This window comes from Nocardioides montaniterrae (genome assembly GCF_054782655.1).
This window is the reverse complement of the sequence record NZ_BAAGSB010000005.1, coordinates 1-16,655: the sequence shown is the minus strand read 5'-3', so window position 1 is coordinate 16,655 and position 16,655 is coordinate 1. Positions and strand designations below refer to the sequence as shown.

At 71.3% G+C, this 16,655-nt stretch carries 20 protein-coding genes and 1 pseudogene; 16 read left to right on the top strand and 5 right to left on the bottom strand.

Annotation, left to right across the window (positions count from 1 at the left end; genetic code table 11):
- Positions 1–2: 2 nt before the first annotated feature.
- From ACYVJ3_RS09650 to ACYVJ3_RS09625, 6 genes are read left to right on the top strand one after another with little or no spacing between them, the layout of a single operon-like run.
- On the top strand, positions 3–536 hold the full coding sequence (locus tag ACYVJ3_RS09650; protein WP_460852748.1) for a hypothetical protein: 534 nt from the start codon (positions 3–5) through the stop codon (positions 534–536).
- Positions 533–784 (top strand): DUF6167 family protein, encoded by a 252-nt coding sequence (locus tag ACYVJ3_RS09645; protein ID WP_460852747.1) that lies wholly within the window; start codon positions 533–535, stop codon positions 782–784. The genes ACYVJ3_RS09650 and ACYVJ3_RS09645 overlap by 4 nt, the downstream gene beginning before the upstream one ends.
- Complete coding sequence (alaS, locus tag ACYVJ3_RS09640; RefSeq protein WP_460852746.1) at positions 784–3,459, top strand: alanine--tRNA ligase; 2,676 nt, start codon at positions 784–786, stop codon at positions 3,457–3,459. The genes ACYVJ3_RS09645 and alaS overlap by 1 nt, the downstream gene beginning before the upstream one ends.
- On the top strand, positions 3,459–3,938 hold the full coding sequence (gene ruvX / locus ACYVJ3_RS09635; RefSeq protein ID WP_460852745.1) for a Holliday junction resolvase RuvX: 480 nt from the start codon (positions 3,459–3,461) through the stop codon (positions 3,936–3,938). Before alaS ends, ruvX begins: the two co-directional genes overlap by 1 nt.
- Entirely contained in the window at positions 3,935–4,948 is a 1,014-nt protein-coding gene (gene mltG, locus ACYVJ3_RS09630) for an endolytic transglycosylase MltG (RefSeq protein WP_460852744.1), read from the top strand. The genes ruvX and mltG overlap by 4 nt, the downstream gene beginning before the upstream one ends.
- Entirely contained in the window at positions 4,948–5,748 is an 801-nt protein-coding gene (locus ACYVJ3_RS09625) for a shikimate dehydrogenase (RefSeq protein WP_460852743.1), read from the top strand. The genes mltG and ACYVJ3_RS09625 overlap by 1 nt, the downstream gene beginning before the upstream one ends.
- Positions 5,749–5,752: 4 nt before the next feature.
- On the opposite strand, the gene ACYVJ3_RS09620 is transcribed toward ACYVJ3_RS09625, so the two are convergent.
- Complete coding sequence (locus tag ACYVJ3_RS09620) at positions 5,753–6,484, bottom strand: SDR family NAD(P)-dependent oxidoreductase (protein ID WP_460852742.1); 732 nt, start codon at positions 6,482–6,484, stop codon at positions 5,753–5,755.
- 220 nt (positions 6,485–6,704) lie between these two features.
- Here ACYVJ3_RS09620 and ACYVJ3_RS09615 point away from each other — a divergent pair, with 220 nt between their 5' ends.
- From ACYVJ3_RS09615 to ACYVJ3_RS09600, 4 genes are read left to right on the top strand one after another with little or no spacing between them, the layout of a single operon-like run.
- Entirely contained in the window at positions 6,705–6,860 is a 156-nt protein-coding gene (locus ACYVJ3_RS09615) for a hypothetical protein (protein ID WP_460852741.1), read from the top strand.
- A gap of 21 nt (positions 6,861–6,881) precedes the next feature.
- Positions 6,882–7,574 carry an A24 family peptidase gene (locus tag ACYVJ3_RS09610; RefSeq protein WP_460852740.1) on the top strand — a complete coding sequence of 231 codons (693 nt, stop codon included), beginning with the start codon at positions 6,882–6,884 and terminating at the stop codon, positions 7,572–7,574.
- A 30-nt stretch (positions 7,575–7,604) separates the two neighbouring features.
- Positions 7,605–8,783 carry a chorismate synthase gene (gene aroC / locus ACYVJ3_RS09605; RefSeq protein WP_460852739.1) on the top strand — a complete coding sequence of 393 codons (1,179 nt, stop codon included), beginning with the start codon at positions 7,605–7,607 and terminating at the stop codon, positions 8,781–8,783.
- Positions 8,780–9,295: a shikimate kinase gene (locus tag ACYVJ3_RS09600; RefSeq protein WP_460852738.1), complete on the top strand. Its 516-nt coding sequence runs from the start codon at positions 8,780–8,782 to the stop codon at positions 9,293–9,295. Before aroC ends, ACYVJ3_RS09600 begins: the two co-directional genes overlap by 4 nt.
- 63 nt (positions 9,296–9,358) lie before the next feature.
- On the opposite strand, the gene ACYVJ3_RS09595 is transcribed toward ACYVJ3_RS09600, so the two are convergent.
- Positions 9,359–10,087 carry a hypothetical protein gene (locus ACYVJ3_RS09595; protein WP_460852737.1) on the bottom strand — a complete coding sequence of 243 codons (729 nt, stop codon included), beginning with the start codon at positions 10,085–10,087 and terminating at the stop codon, positions 9,359–9,361.
- Positions 10,084–10,584 carry a SigE family RNA polymerase sigma factor gene (locus ACYVJ3_RS09590; protein ID WP_460852736.1) on the bottom strand — a complete coding sequence of 167 codons (501 nt, stop codon included), beginning with the start codon at positions 10,582–10,584 and terminating at the stop codon, positions 10,084–10,086. The genes ACYVJ3_RS09595 and ACYVJ3_RS09590 overlap by 4 nt, the downstream gene beginning before the upstream one ends.
- 60 nt (positions 10,585–10,644) lie before the next feature.
- Between ACYVJ3_RS09590 and aroB the strand changes: the two genes are divergently transcribed.
- Positions 10,645–11,745: a 3-dehydroquinate synthase gene (gene aroB / locus ACYVJ3_RS09585; protein ID WP_460852735.1), complete on the top strand. Its 1,101-nt coding sequence runs from the start codon at positions 10,645–10,647 to the stop codon at positions 11,743–11,745.
- Positions 11,742–12,173, top strand: a complete 432-nt coding sequence (locus ACYVJ3_RS09580) for a type II 3-dehydroquinate dehydratase (RefSeq protein WP_460852734.1) — start codon at positions 11,742–11,744, stop codon at positions 12,171–12,173. Before aroB ends, ACYVJ3_RS09580 begins: the two co-directional genes overlap by 4 nt.
- A gap of 6 nt (positions 12,174–12,179) precedes the next feature.
- Here ACYVJ3_RS09580 and ACYVJ3_RS09575 read toward each other — a convergent pair whose 3' ends face one another.
- The gene (locus ACYVJ3_RS09575; protein WP_460852733.1) at positions 12,180–12,467 is read right to left on the bottom strand and encodes a hypothetical protein; all 288 of its coding nucleotides are present in this window, start codon (positions 12,465–12,467) and stop codon (positions 12,180–12,182) included.
- A gap of 153 nt (positions 12,468–12,620) precedes the next feature.
- Here ACYVJ3_RS09575 and efp point away from each other — a divergent pair, with 153 nt between their 5' ends.
- From efp to ACYVJ3_RS09555, 4 genes are all read left to right on the top strand, one after another.
- Positions 12,621–13,187 carry an elongation factor P gene (gene efp / locus ACYVJ3_RS09570; RefSeq protein ID WP_460852732.1) on the top strand — a complete coding sequence of 189 codons (567 nt, stop codon included), beginning with the start codon at positions 12,621–12,623 and terminating at the stop codon, positions 13,185–13,187.
- Complete coding sequence (gene nusB, locus ACYVJ3_RS09565) at positions 13,187–13,594, top strand: transcription antitermination factor NusB (protein ID WP_460852731.1); 408 nt, start codon at positions 13,187–13,189, stop codon at positions 13,592–13,594. The genes efp and nusB overlap by 1 nt, the downstream gene beginning before the upstream one ends.
- A gap of 50 nt (positions 13,595–13,644) precedes the next feature.
- Positions 13,645–15,018 (top strand): dihydrolipoyl dehydrogenase family protein, encoded by a 1,374-nt coding sequence (locus ACYVJ3_RS09560; RefSeq protein WP_460852730.1) that lies wholly within the window; start codon positions 13,645–13,647, stop codon positions 15,016–15,018.
- A 71-nt stretch (positions 15,019–15,089) separates the two neighbouring features.
- Entirely contained in the window at positions 15,090–16,370 is a 1,281-nt protein-coding gene (locus tag ACYVJ3_RS09555) for a MinD/ParA family ATP-binding protein (RefSeq protein WP_460852729.1), read from the top strand.
- A 136-nt stretch (positions 16,371–16,506) separates the two neighbouring features.
- Here the strand turns inward: ACYVJ3_RS09555 and ACYVJ3_RS09550 are convergent.
- A pseudogene (locus ACYVJ3_RS09550) lies at positions 16,507–16,655 on the bottom strand (IS30 family transposase); the annotation flags it as partial.

Below are 16,655 nucleotides of genomic sequence, written 5' to 3'. Positions count from 1 at the left end.
CCGTGATCCCCGCGCTTGCCGTCCCGTCCTGGCTCGCCGTCCTAGCCGTGCTGGCACTCGTCGGCCTCGGTGCGTACGTCGTGTGGCTGACGAGCGTGCTCGAGGAGGTCCGCGCAGAGCGTGACGAGGCCGATGCGCGCCTGGCCGACGCCGCGGGCAGCGCCGAGCTCCTGCGCCAGCAGCTGACCCAGATCGAGGAGCAGCTGCGCGTCGAGTCCGAGGTCACGCGGCTGGGCAATCGCGCCCCGGTCGTCGTCGACCGGGAGTTCAAGATCACCGACATGGGCCGCGAGAAGCCGCTGCTGCCGGCCGTCCCCGGCCTGCCCGCGCCCGTGTTCATCGACACCGTGCTGCGCGAGAGCCTGGTCCGTACGGCGTCGCTGGCGGCCGGCCTGCGCCACGCGCTCGCCCCGGAGGTCCGCAACCGGATCCGGTTCGAGATGAAGCGTGAGGTCAAGCGCTCGCGCAAGCAGCGCAAGGCCGACGACCGGATGGCGCGCCGCGAGCTCCAGTCCCGTCAGCGGGTCACCCCGTGAAGCGCGGGGTCTGGTTCGGCGCCGGCGTGGCCGCCGGCGTCTACGGCGTGGTCAAGGTCCAGCGCATCGCCGAGGCGTTCAGCCCCGACGGCATCCGCGACCGGCTCGGCGCCCTCGGCATGGGCGCCCGGTTGATGCGCGAGGAGATGGTCCAGGGCCAGGCCGACGCCGAGGCCGGCCTCCGCGAGCGCTACGGCCTCCCGGCCACCGACGACGTACCACCGATGATCGAGCAGAAGGACAACTGATGAGCGGCTACCTGAGCAGCGCGGAGATCCGCCGCCGCTTCCTCGCGCACTTCGAGAAGGCCGGCCACACCGTCGTACCCTCCGCGAGCCTGCTGCTCGACGACCCGAACCTGCTGTTCGTCAACGCCGGCATGGTGCCGTTCAAGCCGTACTTCCTCGGCCAGGAGACCGCCCCCTACCAGCGCGCCACCAGCGTCCAGAAGTGCATCCGCACGCCCGACATCGAAGAGGTCGGCAAGACCACGCGCCACGGCACGTTCTTCGAGATGTGCGGCAACTTCTCCTTCGGCGACTACTTCAAGGAGGGCGCGATCGAGCTCGCCTGGGACCTGGTGACCAAGTCCCAGGCGGACGGCGGCTTCGGCTTCGACGAGTCCGTCCTCTACCCGAGCGTGCTCAACGGCGACGACGAGGCCGTCGAGCTCTGGCGCAAGATCGGCGTCCCCGACGACCGGATCGTCCGGCTGCCCCCGAGCGAGAACTACTGGTCGATGGGTACGCCGGGCCCCGGCGGACCCTGCTCCGAGATCCTCATCGACCGCGGTCCGGCGTACGGCGCCGACCGCGACTGGGATGCCGGCGACCGCTACCTGGAGTTCTGGAACCTCGTCTTCATGCAGGACGACATCTCCGCCGCTCGCTCCAAGTACGACGTCGACATCGCCGGCAAGCTGGCGCAGACCGGCATCGACACCGGTCTGGGCCTCGAGCGGGTCGCGTACCTGCTCCAGGGCAAGAACAACATGTACGAGATCGACGCCGTCTTCCCCGTGATCGAGCGCGCGATGGAGCTGACCGGCAAGAAGTACGGCGCCTCCGCCGAGGACGACGTGCGCTTCCGCGTCATCGCCGACCACATCCGCTCCTCGATGATGCTCATCAACGACGGTGTCACCCCGGGCAACGACGGCCGTGGCTACGTCCTGCGTCGTCTCGTACGCCGCGTCATCCGCAACGTGCGCCTCCTCGGCTACGAGGACCCCGCGATGCGCGAGCTGCTGCCGGTCTCCCGCGACAAGATGGGCGAGACCTACACCGACCTCCACACGGAGTGGGACCGCATCCTGCGCGTCGCCAACGCCGAGGAGGACGCGTTCCGCAAGACGCTCCAGGCCGGCACCCAGATCTTCGACCTGGCCGCCGACTCCGTGAAGCAGTCGGGTGGCACGAGCCTCTCGGGCGACAAGGCCTTCCAGCTGCACGACACCTTCGGCTTCCCGATCGACCTGACCCTCGAGATGGCCTCCGAGGCCGGCCTGAGCGTCGACGAGACCGGTTTCCGCGAGCTGATGTCCGAGCAGCGCAACCGTGCCAAGGCCGACGCCAAGGCCAAGAAGGGCCAGCACGCCGACACCTCGGTCTACCGCGGGATCCTCGACGCCAACGGCCCGACCGAGTGGTTGGCCTACACCACGCTCGAGACCGAGTCGAAGGTGCTCGCCGCGCTCAAGGAGGGCGCGCCCGTCTCCGTGCTCCACCAGGGCGAGGTCGGCGAGATCGTCCTCGACCGCACCCCGTTCTACGCCGAGTCCGGCGGCCAGGTCGCCGACGCCGGCATCATCGAGCACGACGGCGTCAAGCTCGAGGTGCTCGACGTCCAGCGCCCGGTCCGCGGTCTGGTCGTCCACCAGGTCCGCGTGGTCGAGGGTGAGCTCCCGGTCTCGACCTCCGAGGTCCACGCGAAGGTCGACGTCGACTGGCGCATCGGCGCCCGCCAGGCGCACTCCGGCACCCACGTCGTGCACGCCGCGCTGCGGCAGGTGCTCGGCCCCACCGCGCTGCAGTCCGGCTCCTACAACCGCCCGGGCTACCTCCGCCTCGACTTCGGCTGGACCCAGGCGCTCACGCCCGGCCAGGTCCAGGAGCTCGAGGAGGTCTCGAACAACGCGCTGCGCGCCGACCTGCCGGTCTCGTGGGACTACATGACGCTCTCGGAGGCCAAGGACTGGGGCGCGATCGCGCTCTTCGGCGAGACCTACGACGACTCCAAGGTCCGGGTCGTCGAGATCGGCGGCCCCTGGTCGCGCGAGCTCTGCGGTGGCACGCACGTCGACCACTCCTCGCAGATCGGCACCATCGTCATCCAGGGCGAGGCGTCGGTCGGCTCCGGCAACCGCCGCATCGAGGCCCTCACGGGTGTCGAGGGCTTCCGCTACCTCGCGCGTGAGCGCGACGTGGTCGGCCAGCTCACCACCCTGCTCAAGACCCAGCCCGGTGACCTCGTCGGCCGCGTCGAGGACGTCCTCGAGCGGCTCAAGGCGACCGAGAAGGAGATGGAGAAGATCCGTCTCGCCCAGCTGCTCTCCGGCGGAGCGGCGCTGGCCGAGGGAGCGGTCGACGTCTCCGGCGTACGACTCGTCGCGCAGCGGCTCGACGGGGCCGGCGGTGGCGACGTACGCACCCTTGCGACCGACGTCCGCGCTCGCCTGCAGGGCGACGCCCCGGCCGTGGTCGTGCTGATCGGCGCGGCCGACGGCAAGGCCGCCATCGTCGCGGCGCTCAACGACGCGGCCCAGGCCCGCGGTCTCGCGGCCGGTGAGCTGGTCCGCGTCGCGGCCCCGTTCCTGGACGGCAAGGGCGGCGGCAAGGCCGACATGGCGCAGGGCGGCGGCACCGACGTCACCCGCATCGACGAGGCGCTCGCGGCGATCACCGCGACGGTGGCCGGGGCGTAGTGAGGTTCGGCGTACGGCTGGGGATCGATCCGGGCGAGGCCCGGATCGGGGTCGCGCGCAGCGACCCGAGCGGCATGCTCGCGACCCCCGTCGAGACCGTACGCCGCGGCGGCGGCGACCTGCGTCGCCTGGCCCGGCTGGTCCGCGACGCCGAGGCGATCGAGGTGATCGTCGGGCTGCCGCGCTCGCTCGCGGGGCGTGAGACCGCCTCGACCGAGAAGGCCCGTGGCCTCGCCGAGGCGCTGGCGGCCAAGATCGCACCGGTCCCGGTGCGGCTGGTCGACGAGCGGCTCACCACCGTCACGGCCGAGGCCCAGCTGCGCGACCAGCGCAAGGGCGCGAGCCGGCGCCAGGTCATCGACCAGGCGGCGGCCATGATCATCCTGCAGCAGGCGCTCGACACCGAGCGCGCCAGCGGAGCTGCACCGGGTGAGCTCGTCGAGCCCCCGGTCGCGTCCATGGGAGAGGACCCCGAATGAAGCGCATCCTGACCGCCCTCGTCGTCGCCGTGCTGGCGATGACGCTGGCCGCCTGCGGAACCAAGGACTTCCCCGGCCCCGGCTCGGGCTCGGTCACGGTGACCATCCCCGCCGGCGCGACCGTCACCGACATGGGCCGTGCGCTCAAGGACGCCGGCGTGGTGGCGTCCGTCGACGCGTTCCTCAACGCCGCGAACGGCAACTCCAAGGCCACCGGCATCCAGCCGGGCAGCTACACGATGAAGAAGGAGATGAAGGCGTCCGACGTCGTCTCCTACCTCGTCGACCCGCACCACATGGTGCAGGACCTCGTGACCGTGCCCGAGGGCACCCGCACGGCCGACGTCGTCAAGATCATCGTCCGGAGCACCCACTTCAAGCGCGCCGCGATCGAGAAGGTCCTCGCGCACCCGGCCGGCCTCGGGCTGCCGGCGTACGCCCACGGCAACCCGGAGGGCTACCTGTTCCCGGCGACCTACCCGGTCCAGCCGGGCGACACCCCGACCACGCTGATCAAGGCGATGATCGCCAAGGGCAACCAGGAGCGCGACTCCATCGACCTCGTGGCGGCGGCCAAGAAGGTCAACCTCGATCCCGACCAGGTCGTCACCGTCGCCTCGATCCTGGAGTTCGAGGCGAGCAGGAGCGTGGACTACCCCAAGGTCGCGCGGGCGATCTACAACCGGCTCAAGATCGGGATGGCGATCCAGTCGGATGCGACCGTCTCCTACGCCAACGCCTCGACCGGTGAGATCTGGACGACCGCCGAGCAGCGCAACAGCGACTCGCCGTACAACACCTACAAGCACACCGGCCTGCCGCCGGGCCCGATCGGCAACCCCGGCCTGGAGACCTTGAAGGCCGCGCTGAACCCGGCCGCCGGGCCGTGGACCTACTGGGTCGTGGTGAACCTGCGCACCGGCGAGACCAAGTACGCCACCTCGCTGAGCCAGCACAACCAGCAGGTCGCCGAGTTCCACAAGTACTGCCAGACCTCCGACGCCTGCTGATGCGCGCCGCGGTCATCGGCGACCCGGTCGCCCACTCGCTGTCCCCGGTCCTGCACAACGCCGGGTACGTCGCCCTCGGGTTGAGCGAGTGGTCCTACGACGCCGTCCAGGTGCCGGCAGGCGGGCTCGCCACGTTCGTGGTCGGCTCCGAGCTGCAGGGGATCTCGGTCACCGCGCCGCTCAAGCGCGAGGCGCTCTCGCTGGCCGGGACCTCCTCGGAGCGCGCGCGGCTGGCAGGCGGTGCGAACACGCTGCTGCCGGTCGACGGCGGTTGGTACGCCGACAACACCGATCTTCCGGGTGCGATCGCCGCGATCCGCGAGCGCTTCACCGGCGAGGTGAAGGAGGCCGTCGTGCTGGGCGGGGGCGCGACGGCCGCGTCCACCGGCCTGGCGCTGATCGAGCTCGGCGTGGAGCGGCTCCGGCTCGGCGTACGTGATCCGGCCCGGGCCGCCGACACCATCGCCTCGCTGCTCGCGCACCCCTCCGCGCCGGAGGTGACCGTGGTCCACCTGACCGACGCGCGTGCCGCCGACGTCGTCGTCTCGACCATCCCGGTGGCGGCGCAGTCGCCCGAGCTGGTGGCGCGGATGCGGGGCAGCGGCTGCGTCTTCGAGGTCACCTACAACACGTGGCCGACGCCGCTGGTCACCGCGGCCGAGGGCTGGGGTGCCGCGGTCGTGTCCGGCCTGGACCTGCTGGTCCACCAAGCGGTGCTGCAGTTCGAGATGTTCACCGGGCGACCGGGGCCGCTGGCCGAGATGCGTGCGGCCGGCGAGGCAGCGATCGCCCAGCGGTAGCTCCTCAGCTCGTCAGCACGCCGCGGTCGACGACCAGGTTGGCTCCTGTGATCGATGCCGCGGCGTCGGAGGCGAGGAACAGCAGGCTCTCGGCGACCTCCGAGGGCGGCATGAAGCCCGGCATGACCGGGAAGCTCCGCCCGATCAGGCTCCAGTCCGCGTCTTCCGGGAGGCCCTCGGCGGCCGCCGTGATGAGCGGGGTGTCGATACCGCCGGGGGAGACGCAGTTGACCCGCACGCCCTGCTTGCCGAGCTCGAGCGACAGGGCTCGCATGCCGACCACGAGGGCGGCCTTCGACGCGCAGTACTGCACGTTGTACGGCTGCGCCATCACGCCTGAGATCGAGGCGACCGAGACCACGTTGCCGCGGGCGGCGATCAGCGCCTCCGCGAAGTCCTGGGCCAGCAGCAGAGGAGCCAGGGCGTTGATGTCGAAGTGACGGCGCAGGTCGGTGGCCGTGATCGAGCCGAGCGGCGCGAACCTCTGGATGCCGGCCACGTTGCACAGCACGTCGAGCCCGCCGAGCTCGTCGAGTGCCCGGGTGACGAACCCGGCGCGTTGGGTGTCGTCGGCCAGGTCGCAGCCGACGATGCCGTCGCCGGGTGCGACGTCGGTGGCGACGACCGTCGCTCCCTCAGCACGGAACATCTCGGCGACGACCCTGCCGAGGCCGCCGGCTGCTCCGGTGACGACGATGCGGCGATCGGTGAAGCGGGCTGTCGGGAGGGAGGTCATGCGGCTAGAGTAGAACACGTTCTAGTCGCCTGGGGGGGTTGCTGAAGGGCAGGCCGGTGGAGACTTCACCTGGTTCCCCAAGTCCGAGCGCCTGACCGACGAGGAGTTCCTCCACGGCTGGCACGTCGTCCACACGCCGTCGTCCGCGGCGCTGCACCCGCTGCGCCAGGGCTACCTGCGCGACGCCGTCGCGCGGACGCTGACAGCCGGCAGTCCGCCCGTGCGTGCCATCGTCAGCGAGTTCTTCGACGAGGGCGTCTACCTCGATCCGGGGCAGCTGTTCGGCGGCGCCGAGGCGCTCGAGCGGACCATGGAGGAGCTCCCGCTGTACGCCGATCACGCGTCCATCTCGAGTCGGCCCCTGCGCCGTCTCTGATCGCGCGGTAGGTTCCCGCGCATGGAGTGGGCAGCGGGACTTGTCGTCGCGGCGCTCGGGGGACTCTCGGGTCTGCTCGTGCCGCGCCTCATCGGGTGGGTTCCGGAGCCGGAGCCGGACCCCGACGAGGTCAAGGGCGACTTCCCCGACAAGATCCCGTACGCCGACCTGGCGGCCCGCCCGAAGCTCTGGATGCGCTGCGTGGTGGCCGGGCTCGTGATCGGTGCGGTGATCGGCCTGGCCGTCGGCTGGTCCTGGGGCCTGCTGTGGCTGGTGCCGCTGATCTCGATCGGCCTCGCGCTCGCGATCATCGACTACGCGACCTGGTACCTGCCCACGGCGATCATCGCGCCGGCGTACATCCTGACCGCGGTGCTGGTCGCCGTCGGCGCGCTCGCCGTCGGTGACGCCAAGATCGGCGTGCTCGCCGGCGTCGGGTACGTCGGCCTGGGCGGCTACTACGGCCTGATGTGGTTCATCAGCCCGCGGATCATGGCCTTCGGCGACGTACGCCTCGGTGCGTTGATCGGGCTCGCGATCGGGCCGTTCGGCGTACCGACGCTGTTCTTCTCGGTGCTGCTCGCCGCGGTGGTGGGCGTGCTCGCCCTGATCCCGCTCAAGCGCAAGGGCAACAGCATCAAGCGGCGGGTGCCGTTCGGGCCGTTCCTGCTGATCGGCGCGGTCCTCGCGCTGGTCGTCGGACAGCTGATCTGACCCGACACGCCGCATGGGAGGATTGCTGCCATGTTGCGCTGGCTGACCGCGGGGGAGTCGCACGGCCCCTCCCTGGTCGCGATCCTCGAGGGCCTGCCGGCCCACGTCGAGGTCACGACCGATGACATCTCCGACTCGCTCGCCCGCCGCCGTCTCGGCTACGGCCGCGGTGCCCGGATGAAGTTCGAGCAGGACGAGGTCACCATCACCGGCGGCGTCCGCCACGGCAAGACGCAGGGCGGCCCGGTCGCCATCCAGATCGGCAACACCGAGTGGCCGCGCTGGGAGAAGGTCATGTCGGCCGACCCGGTCGACCCCGACGAGCTCGCGTCGATGGCCCGCAACGCCCCGCTGACCCGCCCGCGCCCCGGTCACGCGGACCTCACCGGCATGCAGAAGTACGACTTCGAGGACGCCCGCCCGCTCCTCGAGCGCGCCAGTGCCCGCGAGACCGCGGCCCGTGTCGCGCTCGGCCGGGTGGCGTCGAACTTCCTGGAGCAGGCCACCGGCGCGCGCATCGTGTCCCACGTGATCGAGCTCGGCGGCATCCGCACGCCCGGCACCACGCTCCCGTCGTACGCCGACCTGGCCGCTCTCGACGCCGACCCGGTGCGCTGCCTGGACCCTGAGGGGTCGCGGCAGATGGTCGAGCGCATCGACCAGGCCCACAAGGAGGGCGACACCCTGGGCGGTGTCGTCGAGGTGGTCGTCGAGGGCCTGCCGCCGGGTCTGGGCTCGCACGTGCACTGGGACCGTCGCCTCGACGCGCGCCTGGCCGGCGCGCTGATGGGCATCCAGGCGATCAAGGGCGTCGAGGTCGGTGACGGCTTCGAACTCGCCGCGACCCCCGGCACCCAGGCGCACGACGAGATCGTCAACGAGGACGGCGCCATCCGGCGTACCTCCGGGCGCTCCGGCGGCACCGAGGGCGGCATGTCCACGGGCGAGATCCTGCGGGTGCGTGCGGCGATGAAGCCGATCGCCACCGTGCCCAAGGCGCTGCGCACCATCGACGTCGCGACCGGGGAAGCCACGGTCGCGCACCACCAGCGCTCCGACGTGTGCGCGGTCCCGGCCGCCGGCATCGTCGCCGAGGCGATGGTCGCGCTGGTCCTGGCCGACGCCGTCACCGAGAAGTTCGGCGGCGACTCGATCGGCGAGACCAAGCGCAACGTCGACAGCTACCTCGAGAACCTCCGCTACCGGTGACCGGTCCGCGGGTCGTCCTGGTCGGACCGATGGGAGCGGGCAAGACCACGGTCGCCCGGCTGCTCGGCAAGCGCTGGGACCTGCCGGTCCGTGACACCGACGACGACGTCGTCGCGTCGACCGGCCGTGAGATCCAGGAGATCTTCGTGACCGACGGCGAGGCGGCGTTCCGGTCGCTCGAGCGGGACGCGGTCGCGCTCGCGCTCGGTGATCACGCCGGCGTGCTGAGCCTCGGCGGCGGTGCCGTCCTCGATCCGGCCACCCGCGAGGCGCTCGCGGGCCACCGGGTCGTCTTCCTCAAGGTCGGCCTGGCCGATGCGGTACGCCGCATCGGCCTCGGCGAGAGTCGTCCCGTGCTCAACCAGGCGGTCGGCGGTGTCCGCACCCGGATCAAGTCGCTCCTCGATGAGCGCACCCCGATCTATCGCGCCGTCGCGACCGTCGAGGTCGACACCGACGGGCGCTCGCCGGCCGAGGTCGCCGACGAGATCGTCGCCCGGCTCGAGGACTGACCACGACAGACGTAGGGACTATGGGCCAATTGGCCCATAGTCCCTACGTCGTTCCCGGAGTGGTCAGCCGACGCTGTTCCTCGCGGCGGCGGTCACGCTCACCCCGTCGGCGAGCTCGCGCAGCTGGCCGTCGGACAGCTTGATCGTCGGCCAGACCTGGATCGTGACGGTCCTGCCGTCCGCGGAGTAGCGGAACGTCTTGGTGCCCTCGCTGTTGGTCGTGATCGTGCCGGCGGAGCCGTCCACGTCGATCGGACCGGTGGGGCTGGGCGGCGTGGTGGCGGGAGCTTGCGCGAGCAGCACCCGTGAGCCGTCCGGATGCACCAGCCAGGTGCGTGACCCGTCCTTGACCAGCGTGTCGCCGTGCCGCGCCCGGATGACGTGGTGCGGTGCCGCGGTCGCCGGGGCGTTCGCCTCGACGCTCACCACGATCTTGCCCTCGAAGTCGTCCAGGCTGCTGGTCACGCCCGGTCGAGCGATGTCGAGCGAGTACGCCGTCGCGCCCTGCAGCACGAACCCGTCCGGCACCTTGTCCACGGTGAAGCCGGGCAGCTGGTCGCCGGTGTAGTCGACGAGCTGGACACCGGTGCTGTGGACGCCGGGCGACGAGTCGACGATCGCGGTCGTCACGCCGCCGAGGGCGAGGGCGCAAGCGGCGACGCCGGCGCCGCGGACCGCGCGGCGGCGGCCGGCGGCCCGGCGGCCGCGACGCAGGTCGGCCGTGACCACGGAGTCGTCGATGGGAGCGGGAGCGGTGCGCAGGGCACCGAGCTGGTCGATCAGGTCGTTCATGAGTGGTTCCTCTCGAGCTGTGGGGTCAGGTGGGCGCGGAGCTTGTCCAGGCCGCGGGAGGTCTGGCTCTTGACGTTGCCGACCGAGCACCCGAGCGCCTCGGCGACCTCCTCGACGGAGCGGTCCTCGACGTGCCGCAGGACGACGGCGGCCCGCATCCGAGGTGGCAGGGCGAGCAGCGCGGCGAACAGGTCGCCATCGACAGCGTCAGACGCAGTGGCCGCAGGTCGGTCGGGCAGCACCTCGGTGTTGCGCTCGCGGCGCACCCAGGGCCGGCGGCGGTGGTCGATGAAGCAGTTGACCAGCGTCCGGCGGGCGTACCCGCCGACGTTCGTACGCCGGGCGCGGCCCCAGGCCACGTACAGCCGGACGAGGGCGCTCTGGACGAGGTCCTCGGCCAGGTGGGGATCGCCGGTCAGGTGCCGGGCGGTGGCGAGCAGCTCGCCCCGGTGGTCCCGGACGAACGTCTCGTACTCCGCCTCGTGGTCGCGTCTCACACCCCTACAACGGGCGGGACCCGGGCCGGGGTTGCACGACCGGCCAACTAGGCTCGGCCCATGAGCTCTGCGGTGGATCCGACCGTCCTGCACGTCGGCGGCGCGTCGCCGTACGACGTCGTCATCGGCCGTGGTCTGGCCTCGCGGCTGCCGGTGATCCTCGGCGACAAGGTCGAGCGTGTCGCCTTCCTGTACGCCGGCCAGCTGGGCTCGATCGCCGAGTCGGTCGTCGACGAGCTGGTCGACCACTACGAGGTGCTGGCGCTGGGCCTGCCCGACGGCGAGTCCGCCAAGACCGCCGCGGTCCTCAACGACTGCTGGGAGGCGCTGGGGGAGAAGGGCTTCACCCGGTCCGACGCCGTGGTCACCTTCGGCGGCGGCGCGACCACCGACCTCGGCGGCTTCGTGGCCGCCTCCTGGCTGCGCGGCGTCCGCGTCGTCCACATCCCCACGACGCTGCTGGCCATGGTCGACGCCGCGGTGGGCGGCAAGACCGGCATCAACACCGGCGCGGGCAAGAACCTGGTCGGCGCCTTCCACGAGCCGGCCGGCGTCCTGGTCGACCTGGACCTGCTGGCCACGCTGCCGCGCGCGGAGCTCGTCGCCGGCCTCGGCGAGGTCGTCAAGTGCGGCTTCATCGCCGACCCCGAGATCCTCACCCTGGTCGAGGCAACCGACCCCGCCGAGCTGACCCACGACTCCCCGGTCCTGGCCGAGCTTGTCGAGCGCGCGATCCGGGTCAAGACCGAGGTGGTCGTCGCCGACCTCAAGGAGACCGGCGGTGCCGATGGGCATCCGGGCCGCGAGGTCCTCAACTACGGCCACACCCTCGCGCACGCGATCGAGAAGCACGAGCAGTACGCCATCCGGCACGGCGAGGCCGTCGCCATCGGGTGTGTGTACGCCGCCGAGCTGGCCCGCCTGGCCGGCCGGCTGGACGAGGAGACCGCGGCCCGCCACCGCACGGCCTTCGGACGCGTCGGCCTGCCGACGACGTACGCCGGAGCCGGGTACGACGACCTGATCGGCGCCATGCGTGTCGACAAGAAGGCGCGCGGCTCCCAGCTGCGGTTCCTGGTGCTCGACGGGCTGGCGAAGCCCTCGATCCTCGCCGGGCCGAGCGAGGACGACCTGCGCAAGGCGTTCGAGGTGCTCGCATGAGCAAGGTGCTGGTCCTCAACGGACCCAACCTCGGCCGCCTCGGCCGCCGGCAGCCGGAGATCTACGGCGCGACGACGTACGCCGAGCTCGCCCACCTGTGTGTCACCTGGGGCGAGGAGCTCGGGCTCGAGGTCGAGGTGCGCCAGACCAACCACGAGGGCGAGCTCCTCGACTGGCTCAACCAGGCCGCCGACGACTCCCACCCGGTCGTGCTCAACGCCGCCGCCTGGACGCACTACTCGCTGGCGCTCTACGACGCCTGCGCCCAGCTCACCGCGCCGCTCGTCGAGGTGCACATCTCCGAGCCCAAGCAGCGTCCGGAGGAGTTCCGGCACACGTCGTACGTCGAGCCGCACGCGGTCGCCACGATCAGCGGCCAGGGCATCGACGGCTACCGCCAGGCGCTGGAGCACCTCGCCCGCTCCTGAGACCCGTCAGTGGTCCTTGTGGTGCTTGTCCTTGCCCGGCTTCGGCTTGTCCTGCTTCTCGGGCTTGTCGTGGTGCTTCGGGGGCGCAGGCGGCGGCACGGGCGTCGACCTCGTGGTCGGCGTGGGTGACGCGATGGTCGACGGAGGCGTCACCGGAGCGCTGCTGGTCGGCAGCGGAGCCGGGGGCGTGTCGGCCCCGCCGTCGTCCGAGGTGGCCAGCGCGACGACACCGACGCCGAGCGCGAGACCGAGCACGCCGGCACAGAGCCCGAGAGCGATCCGGAGGGGAGTCACGGGGACAAGTCTGACGGGGCGCTCACCGGTTTCGGAACTGGGTCCGCCGCCGACTAGACTCAGCCGCCGCTCGGCATGCTCTTCTACGCAGCCGGGCGCTCGATCTTGAACATCCTGAATGAACCTGAACGAATCGGTGAGGCGGACACGCGCATGGCAACCACGAACGACCTGAAGAACGGCATGGTTCTCAACCTCGAGGGCCAGCTCTGGGCAGTGGTGGAGTTCCAGCACGTGAAGCCGGGCAAGGGCCCCGCCTTCGTGCGCACCAAGCTCAAGAACGTCGAGTCGGGCAAGAACGTCGACAAGACCTTCAACGCCGGCACCAAGGTCGAGACCGCAACGGTCGACCGCCGCAGCTGGCAGTACCTCTACAACGACGGCATGAACTACGTGTTCATGGACACCACGACGTTCGACCAGATCGAGGTCTCCCCGGAGATCGTCGGCGACGCCAAGAACTTCCTGCTCGAGAACATGGACGTCAACATCGCCATGAACGAGGGCCGCGTGCTCTTCGTCGAGCTCCCCGCCTCGGCCGAGTTCACCATCACCTACACCGAGCCCGGTGTCATGGGTGACTCCGCCACCGGCCGCACCAAGCCGGCCACCCTCGAGACCGGCGCCGAGATCCAGGTCCCGCTGTTCATCGAGAACGGCGAGAAGATCAAGGTCGACACCCGTGAGGGCGGCTCCTACCTGAGCCGAGTCAAGGGCTGATGTCGGCTCGTTCCAAGGCCCGCAAGCGCGCGCTGGACGTCCTCTACTCCGCCGACATGCGCGGCGAGACCGGCGTCGAGGCGTTCGCCCGCGTCGTCGCCGAGGGCGAGGCGCCGAGCAACCCCTACACCGAGGTCGTCGTCCGCGGCGTCAGCGAGCACCTCACCGCCATCGACGCGGTGCTCTCGCAGTACGCCGAGGGCTGGACCCTCGACCGGATGCCGGCGGTCGATCGCAACGTCCTGCGCATCGGCGCCTACGAGATCCTCTTCGCCGAGGACGTGCCCGACCCGGTCGCGATCTCCGAGGCGCTGGCGCTGGTGACCGAGCTGTCCACCGACGAGTCGCCGTCGTTCGTCAACGGGGTGCTCGGCGCGATCGTGCGCAGCCGCTCCGCCTCGGCCTGATTCGCCCGGGTCCCTAGCGGCGTTCCATCAACCTCCGTAGGGTCGGTCCCATGACCGACTCCGCGGAGGTTGATGTCATTGTCATCGGGCTCGGCCCCGGCGGTGAGCACTGCGCCACCGAGCTGGCCAAGGCCGGCCTGGACGTGGTCGGGGTCGACCGGCGGCTGGTGGGTGGCGAGTGCCCGTACTACGGCTGCATCCCCTCGAAGATGATGATCCGGGCCGCCGGCGTGCTGGCCGAGGCCCGTCGCGTCGGCGAGCTCGCCGGCAGTGCCGACGTACGCCCGGACTGGTCGGTGCTGGCCAAGCGGATCCGCGACGAGGCCACCGACGACTGGGACGACAAGGTGGCGGTCGACCGGCTGGTCGACGCCGGCGTCACCTTCCTGCGCGGCGAGGGCCGGCTCATCGGCCCGCACGAGGTGTGCGTCGCGACCGAGCGCGGTGATCGCTACCTCAGTGCCCGCGTCGGCATCGTGCTCAACACCGGCACCGAGCCGGCGGTCCCGTCGATCGCAGGCCTGGCCGGTACGCCGTACTGGACGAACCGCGATGCGGTGCAGGTCACCGAGCTGCCGCGGAGCCTGGTGGTCCTGGGCGGAGGGGCGATCGGGTGCGAGCTGGCGCAGAGCTTCGCGCGGTTCGGCGTACAGGTGACGATCGTGGAGGCGGGGGAGCGGATCCTCGGTCCTGAGGAGCCGGAGGCCGCCGAGGCGGTGACCGCTGCCCTCGAGGCCGACGGTGTCACCGTCCTGGTGGGAGCGGCGGCCCGGTCGGTCAGCCACGACGCCGAGTTCGGCGTGCACCTCGACGGCGGTCGCACGGCCGTGGCCGAGCGGCTGCTCGTCGCCGTGGGGCGTACGACGAACCTGCGCGACATCGGCCTGGAGAACCTCGGTCTCGACCCGTCGGCCCGCTCGCTCGATCCCGACGACGGCATGCAGGTCGCCGAGCGGGTCTGGGCGATCGGCGACATCACCGGCAAGGGTGCGTTCACGCACGTGTCGATGTACCAGGCCGACGTCGCGATCCGCGACATCCTGCAGCGGCCCGGACCCCGCGCCGACTACCGAGCCGTCGGCCGGGTGACCTTCACCGACCCGGAGGTCGGCTCGGTCGGCATGACCGAGGCGCAGGCGCGCCAGGCCGGCCTGGACGTCCGGGTCGGGCACGCCGACCTCGCCTCCTCCAGCCGCGGCTGGCTGCACGGCTCCGCGGGAGCCGGCCTCGTCAAGCTCGTCGCCGACGCCTCCCGGGGCGTCCTGGTCGGGGGTACGACGGTCGGCCCCTCGGGTGGCGAGATGCTCGGTTGGGTGGCGACGGCGGTCCACGCCGAGGTCCCGATCGCGACGCTGAAGGCGATGCACTTCGCCTATCCGACCTTCCACCGGGCGATCGAGACGGCGCTCGCCGATCTCGGCTGACGACCCGGTTTCGGCTGTGTCCGCGCGGGTAGGTTGGGTGGGCCTTACAACCTGCTCGGAGGTAGCGCTCAGTGAGTCACCCCGTCGACCCCATGGGTCACGACCACACGTCGGACCGTCTCTACACGCCGCGTGAGCTCGACGAGTTCACCCAGCGCCAGATCGACGCTTCGCGCCACGGGGCCGACGTCGATCCGCTGACGGACCCGATCGCCTCGACCCCGCCGGCGCGGCTCGGTCCGCCGCCCACCTCCCCGCCGCCGAGCGCCCCGCCGATGGCTCCTCCGGCGCCCGCGGGTCCGCCGGCCGTGCCAGCGGCTCCCGCTCCGTCCGCGGCGCCGGCACCGGCTCCGGCTGCTCCGGCTGCTCCGGCTGCTCCGGTCGTGACCACGCCGCGGCCCGAGGAGCCGCGCCGGTTCATGTCGGCGACCGACTTCCTCGACCGCCGCGACGGAGCCACCGAGCAGGGCCCGGCCACCTGGGGCTGGCGCGGCAAGGTGGCGCGCTGGAGCGGCGGTGCGATCAGGCCGCAGATGGGTCCGGCCGAGTCGGCGTACAACACCGATCGCGCAGCGATCCAGAAGGACTTCGAGGGCCCGCGCACGATCGCGTTCATCAACCCCAAGGGCGGTGCCGCCAAGACCACCGGTGTGCTGGCGGCGGGCTACACCTTCGGCACCGTGCGCGGTGGGGGAGTTGTGGCGTGGGACAACAACGAGACCCGCGGGACGCTCGGCATCCGCGGCACGCGCAGCAACCACCGCAACACCACCCGCGAGCTGCTCGACGACCTCGAGCGGTTCAAGGACGTCTACCAGTCGCGCATCGGCGACCTCGGGTCGTTCGTCCGCAGCCAGGGCGACGCGCACTTCGACGTGCTGGCCTCGGACGAGCGGGCGAACGTGACCGGCCAGATCCACGCGTCGGACTTCACCGAGGTCCACCACCTGCTGCAGCGGTTCTACCGCGTGATCCTGGTCGACACCGGCAACAACATGCGTGCCGAGAACTGGCTCGCCGCCGCTGAGGCCGCCGACCTGCTCGTCGTCACCAGCACGGTCCGCGAGGACACCGGCTACAGCGGCCTGTGGATGCTCGACGCCCTCCAGGACGCCGGCTACCAGGACCTGAAGCACAAGACCATCACCGTGCTCTCCGACCCGAGCAGCAAGGTCGACGAGCGCCTCGCCGCCGACCTCACCTCGGTCTACGAGCAGCGCACCCGAGGCGTCCACCGCGTCCCGTACGACGACGCCCTCGTCTCCGGCTCCGTCGTGCCCTACGCCCAGCTCTCCGAGGCCTACAAGCGGGCCTGGCTCAGTGCCTGCGCCGGGATGGCCCACGCGCTGTAGCTCCAGCTGCTGGCTTTCGTACGACGATCGCCGTCGTCGGTGCGCTGAGGATGGTCGGCGTGCAGGTTTCCCAAGGTATGCAGCCGAACCTGCACTCCCCAATGGCTCAAGGTCCAGCGGTCTAAGCAACGGGTGGTCAGGCTGCCTGGGTCAGCAGTTGGTTCAGCCGTTGGGCTGGGGTTTGCAGGTCCAGGGTAGGGCGTGGCCTCTGGTTCAGGGTGTCGGCGATCCGCTGGAGGTCCTCGGCGGTGTGCACGGACAGGTCAGTGCCTTTCTCCAGCCAGA

Bases quoted from the DNA above. Each gene is read 5' to 3' on its own strand.
- alaS (WP_460852746.1), top strand. From the start codon at position 784: ATGAGCGGCTACCTGAGCAGCGCGGAGATCCGCCGCCGCTTCCTCGCG.
- mltG (WP_460852744.1), top strand. From the start codon at position 3,935: ATGAAGCGCATCCTGACCGCCCTCGTCGTCGCCGTGCTGGCGATGACG.
- ACYVJ3_RS09625 (WP_460852743.1), top strand. From the start codon at position 4,948: ATGCGCGCCGCGGTCATCGGCGACCCGGTCGCCCACTCGCTGTCCCCG.
- ACYVJ3_RS09620 (WP_460852742.1), bottom strand. From the start codon at position 6,484: ATGACCTCCCTCCCGACAGCCCGCTTCACCGATCGCCGCATCGTCGTC.
- ACYVJ3_RS09610 (WP_460852740.1), top strand. From the start codon at position 6,882: ATGGAGTGGGCAGCGGGACTTGTCGTCGCGGCGCTCGGGGGACTCTCG.
- aroC (WP_460852739.1), top strand. From the start codon at position 7,605: ATGTTGCGCTGGCTGACCGCGGGGGAGTCGCACGGCCCCTCCCTGGTC.
- ACYVJ3_RS09595 (WP_460852737.1), bottom strand. From the start codon at position 10,087: ATGAACGACCTGATCGACCAGCTCGGTGCCCTGCGCACCGCTCCCGCT.
- aroB (WP_460852735.1), top strand. From the start codon at position 10,645: ATGAGCTCTGCGGTGGATCCGACCGTCCTGCACGTCGGCGGCGCGTCG.
- ACYVJ3_RS09580 (WP_460852734.1), top strand. From the start codon at position 11,742: ATGAGCAAGGTGCTGGTCCTCAACGGACCCAACCTCGGCCGCCTCGGC.
- efp (WP_460852732.1), top strand. From the start codon at position 12,621: ATGGCAACCACGAACGACCTGAAGAACGGCATGGTTCTCAACCTCGAG.
- nusB (WP_460852731.1), top strand. From the start codon at position 13,187: ATGTCGGCTCGTTCCAAGGCCCGCAAGCGCGCGCTGGACGTCCTCTAC.
- ACYVJ3_RS09560 (WP_460852730.1), top strand. From the start codon at position 13,645: ATGACCGACTCCGCGGAGGTTGATGTCATTGTCATCGGGCTCGGCCCC.